Here is a 21,126-nt window from a genome sequence, read left to right on the forward strand (position 1 = left end):
GATTAAAACGCGCCAAAAGCCCTTCTCGCGTGGCGCAATATTTACCTTTTTGGTAATATTTCTCCCCCTTTTTCTCAAGAAGATGTAATGCCTACTATGACTCAAGTCGCGAAGAAAATTCTGGTAACGTGCGCACTGCCGTACGCCAACGGCTCCATCCACCTCGGCCATATGCTGGAGCACATCCAGGCTGATGTCTGGGTCCGTTACCAGCGAATGCGCGGCCACGAAGTCAACTTCATCTGCGCGGACGATGCCCACGGCACGCCGATCATGCTGAAAGCACAGCAACTGGGGATCACCCCGGAGCAGATGATTGCGGACATGAGTCAGGAACATCAGACCGATTTTGCTGGCTTTAACATCAGCTACGACAACTACCACTCCACGCACAGCGACGAGAACCGCGAGCTGTCGGAGCTTATCTACACGCGCCTGAAAGAGAACGGTTTTATTAAAAACCGCACCATCTCTCAGCTCTACGATCCGGAAAAAGGCATGTTCCTGCCGGATCGTTTTGTGAAAGGCACCTGCCCGAAGTGCAAATCACCGGATCAATACGGCGATAACTGCGAAGTGTGCGGCGCAACCTACAGCCCGACCGAGCTGATTGAGCCGAAGTCGGTGGTGTCTGGCGCGACGCCGGTGATGCGTGATTCCGAGCACTTCTTCTTCGATCTACCGTCATTTAGCGAAATGTTGCAGGCGTGGACGCGCAGCGGCGCGCTGCAAGAGCAGGTCGCGAACAAAATGCAGGAGTGGTTTGAATCCGGCTTACAGCAGTGGGATATCTCCCGCGATGCGCCTTATTTCGGTTTCGAAATCCCGAACGCGCCGGGCAAATACTTTTACGTCTGGCTGGATGCGCCGATTGGCTACATGGGTTCGTTCAAAAACCTGTGCGACAAACGCGGCGATACCACCAGCTTTGACGCGTACTGGCAGAAAGAGTCCGACGCCGACCTGTATCACTTCATCGGTAAAGATATCGTCTATTTCCACAGCCTGTTCTGGCCGGCAATGCTGGAAGGCAGCGGTTTCCGCAAGCCGACCAACCTGTTCGTCCACGGCTATGTGACGGTGAACGGTGCGAAGATGTCCAAATCGCGCGGGACGTTTATCAAAGCCAGTACCTGGTTGAACCATTTCGACGCCGACAGCCTGCGTTATTACTACGCGGCGAAACTCTCTTCGCGCATTGATGATATCGATCTCAACCTGGAAGATTTCATCCAGCGTGTGAACGCCGACATCGTGAACAAAGTGGTCAACCTCGCTTCCCGTAACGCGGGTTTTATCAATAAACGTTTTGACGGCGTGCTGGCCGCAGAGCTTGCAGACCCGGCGCTGTACAAAACCTTTACCAACGCAGCGGCCACCATTAGCGAAGCGTGGGAGAGCCGCGAGTTCGGCAAAGCGGTGCGCGAAATTATGGCGCTGGCCGATGTGGCGAACCGCTACGTTGACGAACAAGCACCGTGGGTGGTGGCAAAACAGGAAGGCCGTGACGCCGATCTGCAAGCCATCTGCACCATGGGGCTGAACATGTTCCGCGTGCTGATGACATGGCTGAAGCCGGTTCTGCCGTCGCTGGCGGAGCGCACTGAAGCGTTCCTCAATACCACGCTTGAGTGGGATGCCATCAACCAGCCGCTGCTCGGCCACAAAGTTAACGCATTCAAAGCGTTGTACAACCGTATCGAGATGAAACAAGTGGAAGCGCTGGTCGAAGCGTCAAAAGAGGAAGTGAAAGCGGCTCCCGCACCGGTCACCGGCGAGCTGGCGGATAACCCGATTCAGGAAACCATCAGCTTTGACGATTTCGCGAAAGTCGATCTGCGCGTGGCGCTGATCGAAAACGCCGAGTTGGTTGAAGGTTCCGACAAGCTGCTGCGTCTGACACTGGATCTGGATGGCGAAAAACGCAATGTCTTCTCCGGCATCCGTTCCGCTTACCCGGACCCAAGTGCGCTGATTGGCCGCCTGACCGTGATGGTCGCCAACCTGGCACCGCGCAAGATGCGTTTTGGGATCTCCGAAGGAATGGTGATGGCCGCCGGCCCCGGCGGAAAAGATATCTTCCTGCTCAGCCCGGACAGCGGCGCAAAAGCAGGCCAGCAAGTGAAGTAAAAAATAAGGCGCTGAATTCAGCGCCTTTTTCTATACTCAATTTTGCATTAACCAAACACTACTTCACATGGAAAACAGGGGATTATCGTGAAATTCAGTAAACTCATCGCCGCACTTTTTTCTGTCGCTTTACTCATTGGCCTGAGCGGCTGTGGGGAAAAAGAGCAGAGCAAAACCTTTAGCTTTTCACAAGCAGGCACAGAAGTGACACTCACCTATTACTACAAAGGCGATCAGGTCGAGCGCCAGACCGCCAAAAATAAAATCGAATACGCTTCAATTGGCGCGAAGACAAAAGACGAGGCGATGAAAGTGCTGGATCCGATCAGCAAAAAATACCAGAGCATTAAAGGGATCAAAGAGAGCGTCGATTATCAGGAAACCTACGCGCAAGAGACGCTGGATGTGGATTACAACGAGGTGGATTTTTCTGCGCTGAACAACCTGCAGGGCTCTGAGTTTACCGGCACGGTCAATGGCAAAATCAGTATGAAAAAATCAGAAGAGCTGCTGAAATCACGCGGCTTTAAAGAAGTCCAGTAAGCAATATTCTCCTTCAAGCTGCGCGTTGTTGTCGGCATCCACCGACAGGTAACAACCTGGCGATGCGGCTTGAAGGAGTGTCGATTATTCCGCTTCGGTTTTACCCTTCGGTTTCTGTTCGCGTACCGCCAGCCCACGCAAAAAATAACGCATGACCTGATCGCCGCATTCGCGGAAGTTCTTATGATCCGGTGCACGCATCATGGCAGTGATTTCCGGCATTGAAATGCGAAACTGCTGGGCGGTCAGAATGGCCAGAATATCGTCCGTCTTTAACGAGAAAGCGATACGCAGTTTTTTCAGCACGATATTATTATTCAGCTTGCGCTCAACAGCCAACGGCGGCGCGGTTTCATCTTTGCCACGCTTTTCATAAATAAGACCGTTCAGAAACGCGGACAACACAATATCCGGACACGGCTTATAACCTTCCTCATCGTCTTTGCGCAGCCAGGGTGCCAGCTGTTCAACGGTCACGACCGTGTCCGCCAGCGCCAGAATGCGCACCAGCGCGGTGTTATCAGCTTGCAGGGTGTAACGCACGCTGCGCAGGATATCGTTATTAAGCATATTTTTTTCCGGAAATGATGAACCTGCGCGCAGTGTAGGCATCGCGCAGGAATTTACAACCCCAACGCCTCTTTTAAATTTTTCAGATAACGTCGACTCACCGGCACCGTCAGCCCATCACGCAGCAGTAACTCTGCCTGGCCATTATCTTCGAGGCGGATCTCTTTGAGGTGCGCCATATTGACCAGGTACTGGCGGTGGCAACGCACCAGCGGCGTACGGCTCTCCAGCGTGCGCAGCGTCAGCTCGGTAAATCCCTCTTTGCCTTCCTGGCTGGTCACATACACGCCGCTCATGCGGCTACTGACAAACGCCACTTCGTCCATCTGCAATAACCAGATCCGGCTATGCCCGGTGCAAGGGATAAATTTCAGCGCTTCCTGGTTTTCCGGCAGCACCGAAACATCCTGCACGTTTCGCTCAAGACGCAGGCGGCTGAGGGTTTTCTCCAGCCGGCGAGCTTCTATCGGTTTGAGCAGATAATCGAACGCGTGTTCTTCAAACGCCTGCACCGCATATTCATCAAACGCGGTCAGGAATACCACATACGGCCGGTTTCCCGGATCGAGCATACCAACCATCTCCAGCCCGCTGATACGCGGCATCTGGATATCCAGAAACAGCACATCCGGGCGCAGTTTATGCACCGCGCCAATGGCTTCTACGGCATTACCGCACTCGCCAACAATCTCAATATCACTCTCTTCCTGGAGCAGAATTCGCAGGTTTTCCCGGGCCAGCGGTTCGTCATCAACAATCAGCACTTTTAACATGCGTGTTCCTCCAGCGGGAGTCGTAAGGTAATGCGGGTAAACAGATCCGGCTCGCAGGCAATGGTAATGCCGCACTCATCGCCGAAACGCGCGCGCAGGCGCTTATCCACCAGGCTCATCCCTAATCCACTGGCGTCGCTTTTCGGCTGGTACAACCCGGCATTGTCTTCAATGTCCAGCACCAGATGCCGTCCGTCCTGGCTGGCGTTAATCACAATCTCGCCCACGCCAAGCAGGTGCGACGTGCCATGTTTGATGGCATTCTCAACGATCGGTTGCAGGGTAAAAGCCGGAAGTTGCAGATGCGACAGCGTCTCCGGCACATGCAACTGCACCTGCAAGCGCGACTGAAAACGCGCTTTTTCAATTTGCAGGTAGGCATTCACATGCTCAATTTCGTCCGCCAGCGTCACAATTTCTGACGGGCGTTTTAAGTTTTTACGAAAGAAAGTCGACAGATATTGCACCAGCAATCCGGCCTGATCGCTGTCGCGGCGGATCACCGCTTTTAACGTGTTAAGGGCATTAAACAGGAAATGCGGATTTACCTGCGCGTGCAGCAGCTTAATTTCCGACTGAGTGAGCAGCGCCTTTTGCCGCTCGTACTGCCCGGCAAGGATCTGCGCCGAGAGCAGTTGCGCTATCCCCTCGCCCAGCGTGCGGTTGATGGAGCTGAACAGGCGGTTTTTCGCTTCATACAACTTAATTGTGCCAACCACGCGCTGGTTTTCGCCACGCAGCGGGATCACCAGCGTCGAACCGAGTTTGCATTGCGGGTGGAGCGAACATTTGTAAGGCACTTCGTTACCGTCGGCATAGACCACTTCGCCGGTTTCAATGGCGCGCTGCGTCCAGACCGAGGAGATAGGCCGCCCCGGCAGATGGTGATCGTCGCCGGTGCCGGTGAAGGCCAGCAGTTTTTCCCGGTCGGTTATCGCCACTGCGCCAATATCCAGCTCTTTATAGAGCACCAGCGCCACCTTCATGCTGTTCTCTTCGTTAAAGCCCTGGCGCAGAAACCCTTCCGTCGACGCCGCCACTTTCAGCGCGGTGGCGGAAAACGCCGAAGTGTATTTTTCGAACATGGCGCGCTTATCGAGCAAAATGCGCATAAACAGCGCCGCGCCGACGGTGTTGGTGACCATCATCGGCGCGGCAATGCTTTGCACCAGGTGCAGCGCGCTATCAAACGGACGGGCGATGAGCAGAATAATCAGCATCTGGATCAGTTCCGCCACGCAGGTCACCACCCCGGCGGTAAACGGGCTAAACACCAGATCGGTGCGGCCGCGTTTAATCAACGCCCGGTGTACCAGCCCACCGAGCAGCCCTTCGACAAACGTAGAAAGCATGCAGCTCAGCGCAGTCATACCGCCCATCGAATAACGGTGAATACCACCGGTTAAGCCGACAAGACCACCGACCAACGGGCCGCCGAGCAGACCGCCCATCACCGCGCCAATCGCGCGCGTGTTGGCGATAGAATCTTCGATATGCAGGCCGAAATAGGTGCCGAGAATGCAGAAAATAGAGAAGGTGACGTAGCACAGCAGCTTATGCGGTAAGCGCACGGTCACCTGCATCAGCGGAATAAACAACCGCGTTTTGCTCATCAACCAGGCGATAACCAGAAACACACACATCTGCTGAAGCAGCAGCAACACCAGATTGAACTCGTACATACCCGCAACACCACATCAACTAAAGCGCGTAACATACAGGGTGTTTTCAGATGTTTCTTTGAAGCGCTGCAAAAAAATACAAAATCGTGCTCCATATCACAAAGTTAGCCAGAGTGATTAACCGTCAGGACACATTTTGCGCAAATTTGCGGCGGCGCATCCTGTGCCGACCGGCAGCGGCTACAGTTATACAGGGAGTCGGCTGGCGAGGATGAAACCATGGCGCTTTACACAATCGGTGAAGTGGCGTTGTTATGCGAAATCAACCCCGTGACGCTGCGGGCATGGCAACGACGTTATGGATTATTACAGCCCCAACGCACGGATGGCGGCCATCGGTTATTCACCGAAGAGGACATAGACCGCATTCGGGAAATCAAACGCTGGATAGATACCGGCGTGCAGGTCAGCAAAGTGCAAAAACTGCTCTCCTCGGCGCAGGAAGAGACGCGTGATGGCTGGCGGGCCCAGCAAGAAACCGCCCTGCAATACCTGCAACAGGGCGACCCACATCGCCTGCATCAGTGGATTAAAGACAACGGGCGCGACTACCCGGCGCAAGCGCTGGCAACGCATCTGCTTATCCCCTTACGATTACGCCTACAATCCCAGCAGCCCGCCCTGCAGGCGATGCTGAGCCTGCTCGATGGGATACTTATCAACTATATTTCCGGGTGCCTGGCATCTGCGCGTAAAAAACCGGGTAAAGACGCGCTGGTGATTGGCTGGAATGTGCAGGACACCACGCGGCTGTGGCTGGAAGGCTGGATGGCAAGCCAGCAGGGATGGCGGGTGGATATTCTGGCGCACGCCCTACCTCAGCTACGCCCGGAGATGTTCCCCGGCCAGACGCTGCTGGTGTGGTGCGGCGAAACGCCGGGCGAATCACAGCAACAGCAGATGCTGGCGTGGCGCGAAGAAGGGCACAGCGTCTGGTTACTCGGCATTTAATGTTTTATTAACAACTCAACTTGCCTTTATAATGCCAGCCTGATTCAGAAGGAGCATAAAATGAAGTCTGGTAAAATTCTTGTTATCGCTGTCTTTTTGCTGATGGCTATCGGCGGAATTGGTGGCGTCATGCTCGCCGGTTATTCGTTTATCGTGCGTGGCGGTGTCGGTTGAGCCGCTGTGCCAGCCGCTCAAATCCCCGATCAACAATAATCGCCGCCAGTGCCACCAGCACCGCCCCCTGTAACACATAAGCCGTATTAAAACCGCTCAGGCCAATAATGATTGGCGTACCCAGCGTATTTGCCCCCACCGTTGAGGCGATGGTGGCGGTACCGATATTAATAATCACTGACGTGCGCACCCCGGCGATAATCATCGGTGCAGCGAGCGGCAACTCTGCTTTTAACAACCGCTGCCACGCGCTCATGCCCATGCCTTTCGCGACGCTTTGCACGCTTTCCGGCACCGAAGCAATCCCCGCCAGCGTCCCCTGTAAGATCGGCAATACGCCATACAGTACCAGCGCAATAATTGCCGGTTGTTTACCAAAGCCCATCACCGGCACAGCAATCGCCAGCACCGCGACCGGGGGAAAAGTTTGCCCTACGGCGGCAATGGTTTCCGCCAGCGGGCGAAACTCCCGCCCGGCAGAACGCGTAACGGCAACGCCTGCACCAACGCCCAGCACAATCGAAATCACGCTGGAAACCGCGACCAGCGAGAAATGTGCAGCGGTGAGCGAAATAAAACTCTCCTGCAGATAGACCGGGCGCGGAAGTTGCGGAAAAAGTGAACTGAACAGCGCCGTGCTGTGCGGCAACCAGATCAGCAGCGCAATAAACAGCACTATCAGCCACAGCAGCGGATCACGCAGGATCTTCACAGGCAGCCTCCACGCGCAGTAAATCGCGAAAATGCAGGCTCCCGCAGGGCTGCCCCTGCGCATTATTTACCGGTAGCACCTCGCACTGCTGGGCGACAAACGCAGAGAGCGCTTCACGCAGCGTCATCGCGTCCTGTAGCGGTTCACCAGCATAAACGTGTTCACTGCGCAGATAACCGCTCACCTGGCGCAAAGAGAGCAACCGCACGCCAAGCTCGCTGCGGCCAAAAAACTCGCGCACGAAATCGTTACGCGGCGCAGTTAACATTGATAACGGCGTCCCCTGCTGTACCACCTTCCCGCCATCCATCAGCACCAGGTGATCGGCCAGTTGCAATGCTTCGTCAATATCATGCGTCACCAGCACAATGGTGCGCCCAAGCAGGCGGTGAATGCGCACCATCTCCTGCTGTAACGCCGCGCGTGTCACGGGATCAAGCGCACCGAAGGGTTCATCCATTAACAACACTTCCGGATCGGCAGCAAGGGCACGGGCAACCCCTACACGCTGCTGCTGCCCACCGGAAAGCTGGTGTGGAAAGCGGTCACGCAACAAAGGCTCCAGCCCAAGCAGGGCCATAAGCTCATCCACCCGCGCGTCGCGCTTCGCGCGAGTCCATTTTTGCAGTTGCAACACAGTGGCAATGTTCTGCGCCACCGTCCAGTGAGGAAATAAACCAATCGACTGGATGGCATAACCCATGCGACGGCGCAGCTCCAGCACCGGAAGCGTGCGGATATCCACCCCGGCAAACGTAATCTTGCCTTCGTCATGCTCAACCAGCCGGTTAATCATCTTCAGGGTGGTGGATTTTCCGGATCCCGAGGTGCCAATCAGCACCGAAAACGCGCCGGTTTTTACGTGTAAATTGAGGTTGCTTACCGCTGGCTGCCCGGCAAAGGTTTTACTGACGTTGTTAAATTCAATCATGATGTTTCACCTTCAGCAGCGCTATGCCTAAACCAAATAACGCATCAACAACCACCGCCATGACAATAACCGGAATGACGCCCAGCAGCACCAGATCCAGCGCGCTGCTCAGCAGCCCCTGGAAGACCAGCGCACCAAATCCGCCCGCACCAATCAATGCCGCGATCACCGCCATCCCGACCGTTTGCACCGCTACCACCCGCAGGCTGCGCAGCAGCAGCGGAAGCGCCAGCGGCAGTCGCACCTGCCAGAAACGCTGACGTGCGCTCATGCCCATCGCTTCGGCGCTTTCCAGCACCTCTTGCGACACCTGGTTTAATCCGGCAACCACGCCACGCACCAGCGGCAGTAAAGCATAGAGAATTAACGCAATCAGCGCCGGTGTCATACCGGTTCCGGCAATCCCCAGATGATTAAGCTCAGGGAATTGCCGCACCAGCCCGGCCAGCGGCGCAATCAGTAAGCCGAACAGCGCCACCGAGGGAATGGTTTGAATGACGTTGAGCACCGCGAACACCGGCCCCTGTCGAGAGGGATGCCGATAGCACCACAGCCCAATGGCAAAACCAAATACCAACGCAGGTAACAATGTGCCAAACAACAGCGTTAAATGCTGCGCCAGCGCATCGTTGAACACATCCTGGCGATTGGTGTATTCGCGTAGCAGTGAGAGATTATCCAGCTTGCCGCTGAGCAATAAAAAGAGGGGGAAGCACCACACCTGCGCATGCAGCAACCAGCGCCACACGGGGTTGGACACAACCCGGCGAATCGCATCGCTACAGGCCAAAAGCGTCAGCGCAAGCCACAGCCACAACCCGCTTCCGGGCGAGGTACGCGCCAGCGGGCTGCCCACCTGCGCGAGGTCGGTCGCCGCCCTGCCCGCGCTCCATATCAGCAGGCAGAACAGCACTTCAGTGAGCAGCAGTGTAGCCACCTGCACACCGCGGCCGGGAATAAAGCTCATCGCCAGTAAAAAGCAGGGGGCGAGTAACCACAGCGCGGAAAAAAGCTGCCATAAAGCGCGGCTTTCGCCGGAAACCAGCCGGTTTGGCGCATAGCTCACAAACGGCAGCCACGCCGCCAACCCGCCCAGCACAGCCAACAGCAACAACACACGGTTATGGCAGCGTATCGAAACATCCATAGGGGTAGTTATTTCACCAGGCCTTTTTCTTTCAGGTAATCTGCGGCGACTTTCTTCGCATCCAGCCCTTCAACTGCAATGCTGGCGTTCAGTTTTTGCAGCGTCTTCTCATCCAGGCTGGCAAAGACCGGTTTCAGCCACGCATCCAGTTGCGGGTAGGCTTTGAGTACAGATTCGCGCACCACCGGCGTTGGCGCATAGATAGGCTGCACACCTTTCGGATCGCTCAAGGTTTGCAGACCGAGTGCTGCCACCGGGCCATCCGTACCGTAGGCCATCGCCGCATTGACGCCAGAGGTTTGCTGCGCCGCCGCTTTGATGGTCACCGCCGTATCGCCACCGGCCAGCGACAACAGTTGATCCTGTTTCAGCTTAAAGTCATAGGCTTTTTCAAAGGCGGGCAGCGCATCGGTGCGCTCAATGAATTCAGCCGACGCGGCGAGCTTAAATTCACCGCCCGCTTTCAGGTAGCGGCTCAGATCTTCAAGCGAGTTAAGTTTGTTTTTTTGCGCCAAATCCTGGCGCACCGCGATAGTCCAGGTATTGTTCGCCGGCGCGGGGGTTAGCCATACCAGCTTGTTTTTTTCGGCATCCAGCTTTTTGACTTTTTCGTAGCCCTGCTGCGCGTTTTTCCACGCGGCATCGTTTTCATCTTTAAAGAAGAACGCCCCGTTGCCGGTGTACTCCGGGTAAATATCCAGCTCGCCAGAAGTGATCGCGCCGCGCACCACTGGCGTGGTGCCGAGCTGCACTTTATTGACTGTTTTTACACCATGACTTTCCAGAACCTGCAAAATGATGTTGCCCAGCAGCGCCCCTTCGGTATCAATTTTGGAACCGACCTTTATCGGCTCCGCCGCCTGCAGCGGGAGGCTCACAGCGGCGATTAACCCTATTGAGCACGCAATCTTTTTAATGATTGTCATTGTACTTCCCTCATTTTTTACGGCCTTTTTCAGCAGCTTGAGAAAAGAGCGTAGCCGAAAAATAGCGGCTTTGTCGCGTTAGAAGGTTAAACGATAAAGGAATAAGGTATAGCGAGGAAAATCAGGCCGGTTTCCCGGCCTGTGAGAGGTTAACGCAGTTCAAACTCACCCTGATTAACGCGCGCGGAATCAACGCCGATAAAGACATTGAATTTGCCCGGCTCCGCGTCATATTTCATGAGCTGGTTCCAGAATTTCAGCGCATTAATATCGATCGGGAAGCTAACGGTTTGGGTTTCGCCCGGTTTCAGATTCACCTTATCAAAACCGCGCAGTTGTTTTACCGGGCGGCTCACTGAAGCGGTGACATCCTGCAAATACATCTGAATAACCGTCTCGCCTTCACGTTTGCCGGTGTTGGTCACCTCGACGCTGGCGGTCACTTTGCCCGTGCGCGTCATCGACGGTGCGGACATCTTCACGTCAGAAACCTTGAAGGTGGTGTAGCTCAGGCCATAACCAAACGGATAGAGCGGGCCGTTCGCTTCATCAAAGTAGCGAGAGGTGTATTTGTTGGGTTTATCTGCATTATACGGACGCCCGGTGTTGAGGTGGCTGTAATAGACCGGGATCTGCCCGACAGAGCGCGGGAAGGACATCGGCACCTTACCGGACGGGTTGTAATCACCAAACAGAATATCGGCAATGGCATTGCCGCCTTCGGTGCCAGCAAACCAGGTTTCCAGAATGGCATCGGCTTGCTGATCCTCTTTCACCAGTGCCAGCGGACGACCGTTCATCAGCACCAGCACCAGCGGCTTGCCGGTGGCTTTCAGCGCGGCGATCAAATCGCGCTGGCTCTGCGGAATAGTGATATCGGTGCGGCTGGAAGCTTCATGCGCCATGCCCTGCGCTTCACCCACTACCGCAACAACCACGTCGGATTTTTTCGCGGCGGCGACCGCTTCATCAATCATCGCTTGCGGTGAACGCGGGTCAACAACCACCGCCGGTTCATAAAGATTGAGGAAATTAACGATATCTTTGTCATTGGTGATGTTTGCCCCTTTGGCATACACCACTTCACCCTTACCGGCCAGTGCGTTGCGAATACCGGTCAGCACGGTAACGGACTGATCGGCAACGCCAGCCGCAGACCAACTGCCCATCGAATCACGTTTGCTGTCCGCCAGCGGGCCAACCACCGCCACGGTGCCCGATTTTTTCAGCGGCAGCGTCTCAAGACGGTTTTTCAACAGCACCATACTTTCGCGCGCCACTTGACGCGCTTCTTTGCGGTGCAGACGGCTTTCGGCATTGGTGTCTTGCGGGTCGCTCTCTTTCGGCCCCAGGTGGCTGTACGGATCGTTAAACAGCCCCATATCGTATTTCACATTCAGCACGTGACGGGTGGCATCATCCAGCTCCGCCATCGTCACTTTGCCGGATTTCACCAGGCCCGGCAGGTATTTGCTGTAGTACTCATCGCTCATACTCATGTTGATGCCGGAGTTCAGCGCCACGCGCACCGCATCTTCCGGATCAGCGGCGGTGCCGTGTTTAATCAGCTCTTTAATCGCCCCGTGATCGGAAATGGTGATGCCTTTAAAGCCCCACTCATCGCGCAGCAAGTCTTTCAGCAACCATGAGTCAGAGGAAGCCGGTGTGCCATTAAGCGAGTTCAGCGCCACCATCACACCGCCGCTACCGGCGTCCAGCGCGGCTTTGTACGGTGGCATGTAGTCGTTGAACAGGCGCTGTGGGCTCATATCAACGGTGTTGTACTCTTTACCGCCTTCTACCGCGCCATAGGCGGCGAAGTGTTTCACGCTGGTCATCACCGAGTAGCGATCCGCCGGGCTTTTGCCCTGCATCGCTTCTACCATGGTGCGCCCCATTTCTGAAGTCAGGTAAGTATCTTCGCCAAACCCTTCAGAAACACGGCCCCAACGCGGATCGCGCGAGACATCAACCATTGGCGCCCAAGTCATATTCAGGCCATCATCAGCGGCTTCATAGGCAGAAACGCGACCAACCGTTCTCACCGCATCAAGGTTAAAACTGGAGGCAAGACCGAGGCTAATCGGGAAGACGGTACGCTGGCCGTGTACCACGTCATAGGCGAAAAACAGAGGGATTTTCAGGCGGCTCAACTGCATCGCCTGATCCTGCATGGCGCGAATATCCTGCCGGGTGACGGTGTTAAAAATCGCGCCGACCTGGCTTGCTTTGATCATGTCGCGAATGGCTTCTTTTGGGTTATCCGGCCCGACGCTGATTAAACGCAACTGGCCGATTTTTTCATCGACCGTCATTTTCTTGAGCAGCTCAGTGACAAACGCATCCCTTGCTTCTGGCGTCAGCGGATGGTTGCCGAACATCTCTTCCGCCAGCGCAGGTTGCAGCGCGAGGCTCACAGCGACACCTACAGAACATAGCCATTTCATGTCGTTTACTCTCTTGTTTTTTCACCCATAACCGCGGTCACTGGCCGCGAAAGAAACGCAGTGTGCCATAATCCTGGCACGTGTTGCAGAGTGGGACTCTGATTTTTATGCGAATTCGCTCCCCCCGTTTGGTTTTACGGGACTAACATTAATGCGCACTTTACACGTCATCATGCATAACGCGCCAAAGCGGCAGGTCTTCACATTCTTATGACGCTTACTGAGATAAGCTTCCGGGTGCCAACGCTACTCAAAGGCGGCCCGAAGAATGAAGTGTATTGAACAATGATTAGCCACAAGGAGTGGATAATGTCACATCCAAATAACGCCTTTATCAGCGAACTCAAACGGCTGGTTGGCGCGTCTCACCTGCTTACCGACCCGGCCAAAACGGCCCGCTATCGTAAGGGCTTTCGTTCAGGCCAGGGCAACGCGCTGGCGGTGGTCTTTCCTGGCTCGCTGGTTGAGTTATGGCGCGTTCTGCAAGCCTGTGTTAACGCCGATAAAATTATTCTGATGCAGGCGGCGAACACCGGGCTGACGGAAGGTTCGACGCCAAACGGCAATGACTATGACCGGGAAATCGTGATTATCAGCACTCTGCGCCTTGATAAGCTGCACCTGCTGGATAACGGAGAACAGGTACTCGCCTACCCTGGCACGACGCTCTATTCGCTGGAAAAAGCGCTCAAACCGCTGGGCCGCGAGCCACATTCAGTGATCGGCTCTTCCTGCATTGGCGCATCGGTGATTGGCGGCATCTGCAATAACTCCGGCGGTTCACTGGTGCAACGCGGCCCGGCCTACACCGAAATGTCGCTGTTCGCACGCATTGATGATCAGGGCAAACTGGTGCTGGTGAACCATTTAGGGATTGCGCTGGGGGAAACACCGGAGCAGATCCTCAGCAAACTCGATGACGATCGTGTTAGCGATAGCGACGTGTTGCACGACCAGCGCCACGGCCACGATCATGATTACATCACCCGCGTGCGCGATGTCGATGCCGACACCCCGGCGCGTTACAACGCCGACCCGCAGCGCTTGTTCGAATCCTCCGGCTGCGCGGGGAAACTGGCCGTTTTTGCCGTCCGTCTCGACACCTTCCGGGCAGAAACGCGGCAGCAAGTGTTCTATATCGGCACAAATCAAACGGCGGTACTGGCGGAGATCCGTCGTCATATTCTGGCCAACTTCGAAAACCTGCCCGTCGCCGGTGAGTATATGCATCGCGATATTTACGATATCGCCGAGCGCTACGGCAAAGACACCTTCCTGATGATCGATAAACTCGGCACCGATAAAATGCCGTTCTTCTTCACCATGAAAGGCCGCACCGAAGCGCTGCTGGAAAGAGCGACGGTATTTAAGCCGCATTTTATTGATCGTTCCTTGCAAAAAATCAGCGGCTTTTTCCCGTCTCACCTGCCGCCGCGCATGAAAGAGTGGCGTGATAAATATGAACATCACCTGCTGCTGAAAATGTCCGGCGATGGCATTGCGGAAGCACAAAACTGGCTGAAAACGTACTTTACTAATGCAGAGGGCGACTTTTTTGTTTGCACGCCTGAAGAAGGGAGCAAAGCATTCTTACACCGCTTTGCCGCCGCCGGTGCGGCGATTCGTTATCAGGCGGTACACGCCGATGAAGTGGAAGATATTCTGGCGCTGGATATCGCGTTGCGCCGCAATGACAGCGACTGGTTTGAGCATCTGCCGCCGAAAATCGACAGCCAACTGGTGCATAAGCTCTATTACGGCCACTTTATGTGCCATGTTTTCCACCAGGATTACATTGTGAAAAAAGGCGTGGATGCCCATGCGCTGAAAGAGCAAATGCTGGAACTGTTACGCCAGCGTGGCGCGCAATACCCGGCCGAGCATAACGTCGGGCATCTGTATGAAGCCGCGGAACCGTTAAAACGTTTTTATAAAGAAAACGACCCGACAAACAGCATGAATCCCGGCATCGGTAAAACCAGCAAGCGCAAGTTCTGGCAAGAAGAACACGCTTCAAATAACGCACCGTCAACGACGATGAAATAACCCGTTGACAGGCTGTATTTGTGCTCCTTTCGTAATAGAGTAGCGAACAGCGCCATAGAAACGTTTCTATGGCCGCCCGCTTTGAAGGAGCACACCCGTCATGTCAGCTGTCGATATCTTATCCGGTCCTGCGGTGGTAGTGCGCGACGCCTGCCCTGAAGATGTTCACGCCATTGCCTCGCTTTATGCCTGGCATGTCCTGCACGGTCGCGCCTCCTTCGAAGAAGTTCCGCCAACCATTGATGAAATGCGCACCCGCATGAACCATATTGCTAAAGAGGGTTTACCGTGGATGGTTGCGCTCTATCACGGCATTGTGGTCGGGTATTGCTATGCCGGTTATTACCGTCCGCGCGAGGCGTATCGCTATACGCTCGAAGAGTCCATTTATGTGGATGCCAGCATGACCGGGCGCGGCATTGGCAGTACGTTGATGAGCGCGTTGATCGAACGCTGCGAAGAAGGGCCGTGGCGGCAACTGATTGCGGTGATTGGCGATGGCAATAACAATTCCGGTTCACTGCGGCTGCATAAAAAGCACGGGTTTGAGATTGCCGGGCAGTTGAGAAGCGTCGGCTACAAGAAAGGCGACTGGCGGGATACGCTGATTATGCAGCGTCCACTCAACGACGGTGACTGGACGCTGCCGGAATAATTAATCGTTTTGCGCGGTCTGCTCACCCGCAGACGGGTTTTGCGCCATCTGCGCCGCTTTCTGGCGCTTATAACTTAATGCAGACGCCGGAACTGGCTGCACTTTGCCGGTTTCAATCCAGGTACGTAAACGGCTGGCATCGGCAAAATGGGTAAATTTACCAAACGCATCCATTACCACCAGCGCCACCGGTTTGTTGTTGATCACGGTGCGCATCACCAGGCAGTGTCCTGCCGCATTGGTAAAGCCGGTTTTGGTCAACTGAATGTTCCAGTTATCGCGGTACACCAGGTGGTTAGTATTGCGAAACGGCAGCGTATACGCCGGATTAGCGAAAGTCGCCATCTCTTCACGCGTGGTACTGAGCTGACCAATCAGCGGATACTGTTTGGTGGCAATCAGCAGTTTGCTCAGATCGCGGGCGGTCGAGACGTTATGAATCGACAAACCGGTCGGTTCAACATAACGCGTATTGCTCATGCCTAAGGCTTTCGCTTTGGCGTTCATCGCCGCGATAAAGGCGTTATAACCGCCCGGATAGTGGTGCGCCAGGCTTGCTGCCGCGCGGTTTTCCGAGGACATCAGCGCCAGCAGCAGCATATCTTTACGGCTGATTTCGCTATTGAGGCGCACGCGAGAGTAAATCCCTTTCATCTCCGGCGTCTGGCTGATATCCACTTTGAGTTTCTCATCCAGCGGCAGGTGCGCATCCAGCACCACCATCGCCGTCATCAGCTTGGTAATGGAAGCAATAGGACGCACCAGATCAGGGTGGCTGGAGTAGATAACCTGATTGGTTTGCAGATCGACAATCATCGCGCTACCTGAAGCGATTTCAGGCTGTGCGGCGGTGGTCGCCGCTGTGGTTTTCGCGACGGCAAACGGCGCCACGGGCGCAGCCAGTAATAAAGCCAGGCTTAATAAGGAAACTCGAAATTTCTGCATGGTGAGACTTCTGAAAATTATTCACGCACGTTATTACGCACACCGCTTCTGTCAGCCGGAGCAATAACAGAGCTGGCTTGGGCATAATAGCCGCCATGCAGGGTTGTCGCCAGAGGATAATCGTTGCGAGAGTTTGCGTTGCCGGCATTTACGCCAGCAACGCAACAGGTTTAGAACAAGCGGTAACCGTAACCCCACAGGATAACCGTTAGCGCCAGCAGCACTTCGAGCACCAGCACACCAATCGCCAGCGTCGAGCTTGAGAAACTCAACCCATCTTCTTTATTGATATTCAGGAAGGTCGGGATACCGACATACAGCAAATAACCGGTGTAAAACAGCGCCACCGTCCCCACCAGTGCGCAGAGCCACACCAGCGGATAGAGCGCCACAATCCCGCTGAGAAACAGCGGCGTCGCCACATAACCTGCGAACACCATACAGCGCCCTAATGAAGGCCGCTGCGGCAAGCTACGCGCCATCCACCAGATAACGCGGCCCATCACCGCCACGCCTGCCAGCATCAACGCATAGAACAGCACCGCCAGATAGAAACCGGTAAACAATGACAGCGTCACCACACTGTTTTCGCCAAAATTCCAGCCAATTTGCGTGGTACCAATAAACGCGCAAACAACCGGAATCGCCGCCATGATTAATACATGGTGGGTGTAGTGATGCGAAATTGTCTCGTTTTCGCCTTTGATAACCTGCATTTCACGGTCGGGATGGGAAAAGAGTCCCCAGACATGGTTCATAACGCCCCCTCGCTGAAAGCCCGAACATCGACACTGTCAGTATAATTCACTATTTAGATTATTTTTTGTACAGCAACAGAAATGCTGCGACAACGAAACGGCGTCATTCCGGCGAAGGCGCGATATCGGGTGTATGCTTATAAGCGTTTTACCGGGAGGACGTAAAAACAATGGATATCAATCATCTGATTAGCCAGTATGGCTACGCCGCGCTGGTGATTGGCAGTGTGGCTGAAGGGGAGACAATTACCCTGCTGGGCGGTGTTGCCGCGCATCAGGGGCTGTTACGGTTCTGGCTAGTGGTGGTATCCGTGGCGCTCGGCGGCATGATCGGCGATCAGCTGCTTTATCTCGTCGGCAGACGCTACGGCACGAAAATCCTGCGCCGCTTCTCCCGCCACCGGGACAAAATCCACCAGGCGCAATCGCTTATTCGCCGCCATCCCTACCTGTTTGTTATCGGCTCACGCTTTATGTATGGCTTTCGCATTATTGGCCCGCTGTTGATTGGTACCAGCCGTTTGCGACCAAGAATCTTTCTGCCGCTCAACATCGTTGGGGCCATCGTCTGGGCGCTGCTGTTTACCACGCTTGGCTACGTGGGCGGGGAAGTAATTGGCCCGTGGCTGCACCAGTTCGACCAGCATGTAAAACGCTGGATCTGGCTGATTCTCGCCATCGTGCTGGTGGTTGCACTGCGCTGGTGGTTCCATCATCGGCGGAAAAAACGCCAGCGCAACGCGTCAAACGACTAAGCCGTTTTCGGTTTGAACTGCGGGTTCGCCAGCATAAACCCCCCATCAATGATCACTGATTGACCGGTGGTGTAGCTGGCATGTTCTGAACAGAGCCAGGCGACCATGCTGGCTATCTCTTTGGTGGTGCCCGGTCTTGTCAGCGGAACAATGGGCAACGAACCCGGTTTTGCATCTTCATCGCGCATGTTATTCATCGGCGTGGCTATCGCCCCCGGCGCGACGGCGTTCACCAGGATGTTGTGATCCACCAGCTCCAGCGCCATTGATTTGGTTAAGCCTCCGAGCGCGTGTTTCGCGGCGGTATAAGCGCTGGCGTCCGGCAATGGCGTGTGCTCATGCACCGAGGTGATGTTGACGATGCGCCCGCCCTGCCCCTGCTGCACCATGTGCCTGGCGGCGATTTGCGAACAGAGAAACGCACCGTCGACATCCACGGTAAAAATGCTGCGCCAGTCTTCAAACCGCATATCGAGAAACGGAGCTTTGCTCATCGCCCCGGCGTTATTCACCAACACATCAATTCGCCCGAAGCGGGAAATCAACGTCTCAATTGCCTGCGCGCCTTCCGGCAACTGGCTGAGATCGAGATGGATGGTTTCTGCGCGCCGCCCAAGATCCTCAACATGTAAAGCGGTCTCTTTCGCGCCGTTTTCGTCTGAATGCCAGGTGATGCCGATATCAAATCCCTGTTCCGCCAGCATCAGCGCACACTGTTTACCAATCCCGGAATCGGCGGCGGTCACAATCGCAACTTTCGTTACAGGCATAGGTCGTCCTCTGGTTAACAAATAGACAGGTAAGTATAGGAAAAAGGCACAAAGCCGTGAGATTGCCTACGCTTTTAACTACCTGCATATAAAAAGGACGAAGAAAATGATGAAGATACTGCTTTGGGCAATCCTGATTATCTTTCTGATTGGTCTGCTGGTGGTCACCGGCGTGTTTAAGATGATCTTCTAAAATGTGCCGCCGGGTAGCACCCGCTACCCGGCATTCAGGGTTAATTCCCCTGCGCGCTGTAATTCACCGGCACCCAGCGATAGCCGTTATCCGCCTTCATCACTTTACCGATGCCGGGAAAAGCAATATGCGCCGCCGCTACCCAGTCGCCTTCACGCGCGACCTGCGCCAGCACGTTTTCACGGGTTTTTACCGCTTGCTGCTGGTTAACATCAAAATGGATCGCCACTTCCGGCTGCGGCAGTTGCACCGGATGCGCATGAATAATATCGCCCCACAGCATCAGCGTCTTACCGCCGTGTGTAACGCGGTAAATCACGCTGCCTGGCGTATGACCCGGCGCCGGGATCGCTTCAATGCCGGGGATAATTTGCGTCGGCGCGCGGAAAGTGCTGAGTTTGCCGGCATCCATCACCGGGCGCAGCGAGCGTTCCGATTCCGCAAAGGTGTGGCGTTGCCCCTCCTCGACCTCTTTTGCATGCGCCGGGTTGAGCCAGAAATCAACATCACGCTGATCGACCCGCACGGTGGCATTGGTGAACACCGGTTTGCCGTCGCGCTGCACGCCACCTGAGTGATCGGCATGAATATGCGTTAACAGCACCGTATCAATGGTGGCCGGGTCAATGCCCGCCGCACGCAGGTTTTCCGGCAGATGCCCGCCCGCGTTGCCAAACAACGACCCGGCACCCGCATCCACCAGAATTAACTGCTTGCCGGTATTAATCACAAAGGCGTTGATCGAGGTTTCGGCATTGACCGGCAGGCTGGCCTGCGCCATCCGTTCCTGCAACTGCTCCGGGGTGATATGGGTCAGCAGTTTGTCGAACGGGACCGCAACGGTGCCATCGGAAACGGCGGTGATTTGCCAGTCGCCCATTGCCATACGGTAAAAACCCGGCGCTTGCGGCTGGTGCGTTGAGAGCGGTGTGGCGGCAATCGCGCCAAAACTCAAACCCGCCGTCGCCAGCGCGAACAGAAGTGGATAATGTTTCATACTCTTCTCCAGTCGTTTTCGTTGCGCCAGTATCCGGCAACGGCTACTATCACTCCAATTGATTGGAGCAATAATGACTATCAAAGAGAATGATTTCCGCAAAATCGATCTTAACCTGTTGATCGCCTTTGCTGTGCTGTTTCGCGAACAGAGCGTTTCTGCGGCGGCCGATAAGCTGCATCTGGGTCAACCGGCGGTGAGCGGGGTGCTGTCGCGCCTGCGCACCTTGTTTGACGATCCGCTGTTTATTCGTAGCGGCCATAAAATGCAACCCACCGCCCGCGCCGTGGAGCTGCACACCGAGCTGCTACCGCTGCTGGAGCAGCTGCAAAGCGCACTGTTTCAGCAAACGGCGTTTGATGCACAAACAGCGACCGTTACGCTAACGCTCGGGATGGCGGACTGGGTGGAAATGTGGTTGATGCCGAAGCTGATCCCGGCGCTGCAACAGGCTGCGCCCGGCATGCGCCTGAATGTGGTGGCCAGCGATCCGTTCAGCGATGCAGGTCGGCTGGAAGGCGGCGAGATGGATATGGCGATAAGCGTCGCCGAGGCCGGACCGCGCTGGCTGGAGCGCGAAGTGCTGGCCACCATGCCGTTTATCACGCTCTGGCACCCGCAACAGCTGGCGCTGAACGCGCCGCTGGATATCGACACCTTTGCCGCACAGCCGCATTTAATGGTCAGCTACCGGGAAGCCACCAGCAGCCACTTCGACACGTTGCTGGCAAAAACCGGCCATCAGCGCCGCATCCACTACACCACGCCGCATTTCGCCGCCCTGCCGGGGTTGCTGGAGACGTTGCCCGCGCTGGCAACCGTACCGGCAGGCCTGGCGCAGGAGTGGCAACGCACACGAGGATTTGCGAGCAGCCCGCTGCCGCTGGATGTACAACCGATTGAGCTGGCGATGCTGTGGCATCAGCGCCACAGCAGCGATCCGGCGGTAATGTGGCTGAAAGAGTTTATCGCTAAACGCTTTAACTGACGTTTCTGCCCGGTTTGGCCGGGCAGAGCGCGT

At 55.4% G+C, this 21,126-nt stretch carries 21 protein-coding genes; 9 read left to right on the plus strand and 12 right to left on the minus strand.

The features are described 5' to 3' along the window. The first annotated feature begins 96 nt into the window (after window positions 1-96). Complete coding sequence (gene metG / locus E0L21_RS14435) at window positions 97-2,130, plus strand: methionine--tRNA ligase (RefSeq protein ID WP_131410781.1); 2,034 nt, start codon at window positions 97-99, stop codon at window positions 2,128-2,130. Window positions 2,131-2,217: 87 nt separating this feature from the next. Then, complete coding sequence (locus E0L21_RS14440; RefSeq protein ID WP_131410629.1) at window positions 2,218-2,673, plus strand: YehR family lipoprotein; 456 nt, start codon at window positions 2,218-2,220, stop codon at window positions 2,671-2,673. Between the two features lie 84 nt (window positions 2,674-2,757). Here the strand turns inward: E0L21_RS14440 and E0L21_RS14445 are convergent, their stop codons facing one another. The 3 genes from E0L21_RS14445 to E0L21_RS14455 are packed head-to-tail and all read right to left on the minus strand — an operon-like array spanning window position 2,758 to window position 5,698. Next, a complete protein-coding gene (locus tag E0L21_RS14445) occupies window positions 2,758-3,243 on the minus strand; it encodes a YehS family protein (protein WP_131410631.1) in 486 nt (161 codons plus the stop codon). A 53-nt stretch (window positions 3,244-3,296) separates the two neighbouring features. Beyond that, the gene (btsR, locus tag E0L21_RS14450) at window positions 3,297-4,016 is read right to left on the minus strand and encodes a two-component system response regulator BtsR (protein WP_017459820.1); all 720 of its coding nucleotides are present in this window, start codon (window positions 4,014-4,016) and stop codon (window positions 3,297-3,299) included. After that, window positions 4,010-5,698, minus strand: coding sequence for a sensor histidine kinase (locus E0L21_RS14455; RefSeq protein WP_131410633.1), 1,689 nt, complete (start codon window positions 5,696-5,698; stop codon window positions 4,010-4,012). Before E0L21_RS14455 ends, btsR begins: the two co-directional genes overlap by 7 nt. A gap of 219 nt (window positions 5,699-5,917) precedes the next feature. Between E0L21_RS14455 and mlrA the strand changes: the two genes are divergently transcribed. Then, on the plus strand, window positions 5,918-6,649 hold the full coding sequence (gene mlrA, locus E0L21_RS14460) for an HTH-type transcriptional regulator MlrA (RefSeq protein ID WP_131410635.1): 732 nt from the start codon (window positions 5,918-5,920) through the stop codon (window positions 6,647-6,649). Window positions 6,650-6,709: 60 nt separating this feature from the next. Further along, entirely contained in the window at window positions 6,710-6,823 is a 114-nt protein-coding gene (locus E0L21_RS14465) for a protein YohO (RefSeq protein ID WP_017459817.1), read from the plus strand. Here the strand turns inward: E0L21_RS14465 and E0L21_RS14470 are convergent. The 5 genes from E0L21_RS14470 to bglX form a co-directional block, all read right to left on the minus strand. Beyond that, the gene (locus tag E0L21_RS14470; RefSeq protein WP_131410637.1) at window positions 6,798-7,535 is read right to left on the minus strand and encodes an ABC transporter permease; all 738 of its coding nucleotides are present in this window, start codon (window positions 7,533-7,535) and stop codon (window positions 6,798-6,800) included. The genes E0L21_RS14465 and E0L21_RS14470 overlap by 26 nt on opposite strands. Further along, complete coding sequence (locus E0L21_RS14475) at window positions 7,519-8,466, minus strand: ABC transporter ATP-binding protein (RefSeq protein ID WP_131410639.1); 948 nt, start codon at window positions 8,464-8,466, stop codon at window positions 7,519-7,521. Before E0L21_RS14475 ends, E0L21_RS14470 begins: the two co-directional genes overlap by 17 nt. After that, on the minus strand, window positions 8,459-9,613 hold the full coding sequence (locus E0L21_RS14480; RefSeq protein WP_131410641.1) for an ABC transporter permease: 1,155 nt from the start codon (window positions 9,611-9,613) through the stop codon (window positions 8,459-8,461). Before E0L21_RS14480 ends, E0L21_RS14475 begins: the two co-directional genes overlap by 8 nt. Before the next feature lie 8 nt (window positions 9,614-9,621). Next, entirely contained in the window at window positions 9,622-10,539 is a 918-nt protein-coding gene (gene osmF, locus E0L21_RS14485) for a glycine betaine ABC transporter substrate-binding protein OsmF (protein WP_131410643.1), read from the minus strand. Window positions 10,540-10,688: 149 nt separating this feature from the next. Further along, the gene (bglX, locus tag E0L21_RS14490) at window positions 10,689-12,986 is read right to left on the minus strand and encodes a beta-glucosidase BglX (RefSeq protein ID WP_131410645.1); all 2,298 of its coding nucleotides are present in this window, start codon (window positions 12,984-12,986) and stop codon (window positions 10,689-10,691) included. 309 nt (window positions 12,987-13,295) lie between these two features. Between bglX and dld the strand changes: the two genes are divergently transcribed. Beyond that, window positions 13,296-15,032 (plus strand): D-lactate dehydrogenase, encoded by a 1,737-nt coding sequence (dld, locus tag E0L21_RS14495; protein ID WP_131410647.1) that lies wholly within the window; start codon window positions 13,296-13,298, stop codon window positions 15,030-15,032. Between the two features lie 100 nt (window positions 15,033-15,132). Continuing rightward, window positions 15,133-15,687 carry a GNAT family N-acetyltransferase gene (locus tag E0L21_RS14500; protein WP_131410649.1) on the plus strand — a complete coding sequence of 185 codons (555 nt, stop codon included), beginning with the start codon at window positions 15,133-15,135 and terminating at the stop codon, window positions 15,685-15,687. Here E0L21_RS14500 and pbpG read toward each other — a convergent pair whose 3' ends face one another. Together pbpG and E0L21_RS14510 are read right to left on the minus strand one after the other, a co-directional pair. Then, a complete protein-coding gene (pbpG, locus tag E0L21_RS14505) occupies window positions 15,688-16,632 on the minus strand; it encodes a D-alanyl-D-alanine endopeptidase (RefSeq protein WP_131410651.1) in 945 nt (314 codons plus the stop codon). It abuts the gene before it with no gap. 170 nt (window positions 16,633-16,802) lie between these two features. Further along, on the minus strand, window positions 16,803-17,390 hold the full coding sequence (locus E0L21_RS14510) for a Yip1 family protein (RefSeq protein ID WP_131410653.1): 588 nt from the start codon (window positions 17,388-17,390) through the stop codon (window positions 16,803-16,805). Window positions 17,391-17,560: 170 nt separating this feature from the next. Between E0L21_RS14510 and E0L21_RS14515 the strand changes: the two genes are divergently transcribed. Then, complete coding sequence (locus E0L21_RS14515) at window positions 17,561-18,145, plus strand: DedA family protein (RefSeq protein WP_131410655.1); 585 nt, start codon at window positions 17,561-17,563, stop codon at window positions 18,143-18,145. On the opposite strand, the gene E0L21_RS14520 is transcribed toward E0L21_RS14515, so the two are convergent. Beyond that, window positions 18,142-18,915 (minus strand): SDR family oxidoreductase, encoded by a 774-nt coding sequence (locus E0L21_RS14520; RefSeq protein WP_131410657.1) that lies wholly within the window; start codon window positions 18,913-18,915, stop codon window positions 18,142-18,144. The genes E0L21_RS14515 and E0L21_RS14520 overlap by 4 nt on opposite strands. Window positions 18,916-19,024: 109 nt before the next feature. Here E0L21_RS14520 and yohP point away from each other — a divergent pair, with 109 nt between their 5' ends. Then, window positions 19,025-19,108 (plus strand): small membrane protein YohP, encoded by an 84-nt coding sequence (gene yohP, locus E0L21_RS14525; protein ID WP_000698460.1) that lies wholly within the window; start codon window positions 19,025-19,027, stop codon window positions 19,106-19,108. 40 nt (window positions 19,109-19,148) lie between these two features. On the opposite strand, the gene E0L21_RS14530 is transcribed toward yohP, so the two are convergent. Next, entirely contained in the window at window positions 19,149-20,105 is a 957-nt protein-coding gene (locus tag E0L21_RS14530; RefSeq protein WP_131410659.1) for an MBL fold metallo-hydrolase, read from the minus strand. Window positions 20,106-20,178: 73 nt separating this feature from the next. Between E0L21_RS14530 and E0L21_RS14535 the strand changes: the two genes are divergently transcribed. Beyond that, the gene (locus E0L21_RS14535) at window positions 20,179-21,093 is read left to right on the plus strand and encodes a LysR family transcriptional regulator (RefSeq protein WP_131410661.1); all 915 of its coding nucleotides are present in this window, start codon (window positions 20,179-20,181) and stop codon (window positions 21,091-21,093) included. Window positions 21,094-21,126: the final 33 nt, after the last annotated feature.

It is taken from the genome of Kosakonia quasisacchari (assembly GCF_004331415.1).
GTDB lineage: Bacteria > Pseudomonadota > Gammaproteobacteria > Enterobacterales > Enterobacteriaceae > Kosakonia > Kosakonia quasisacchari.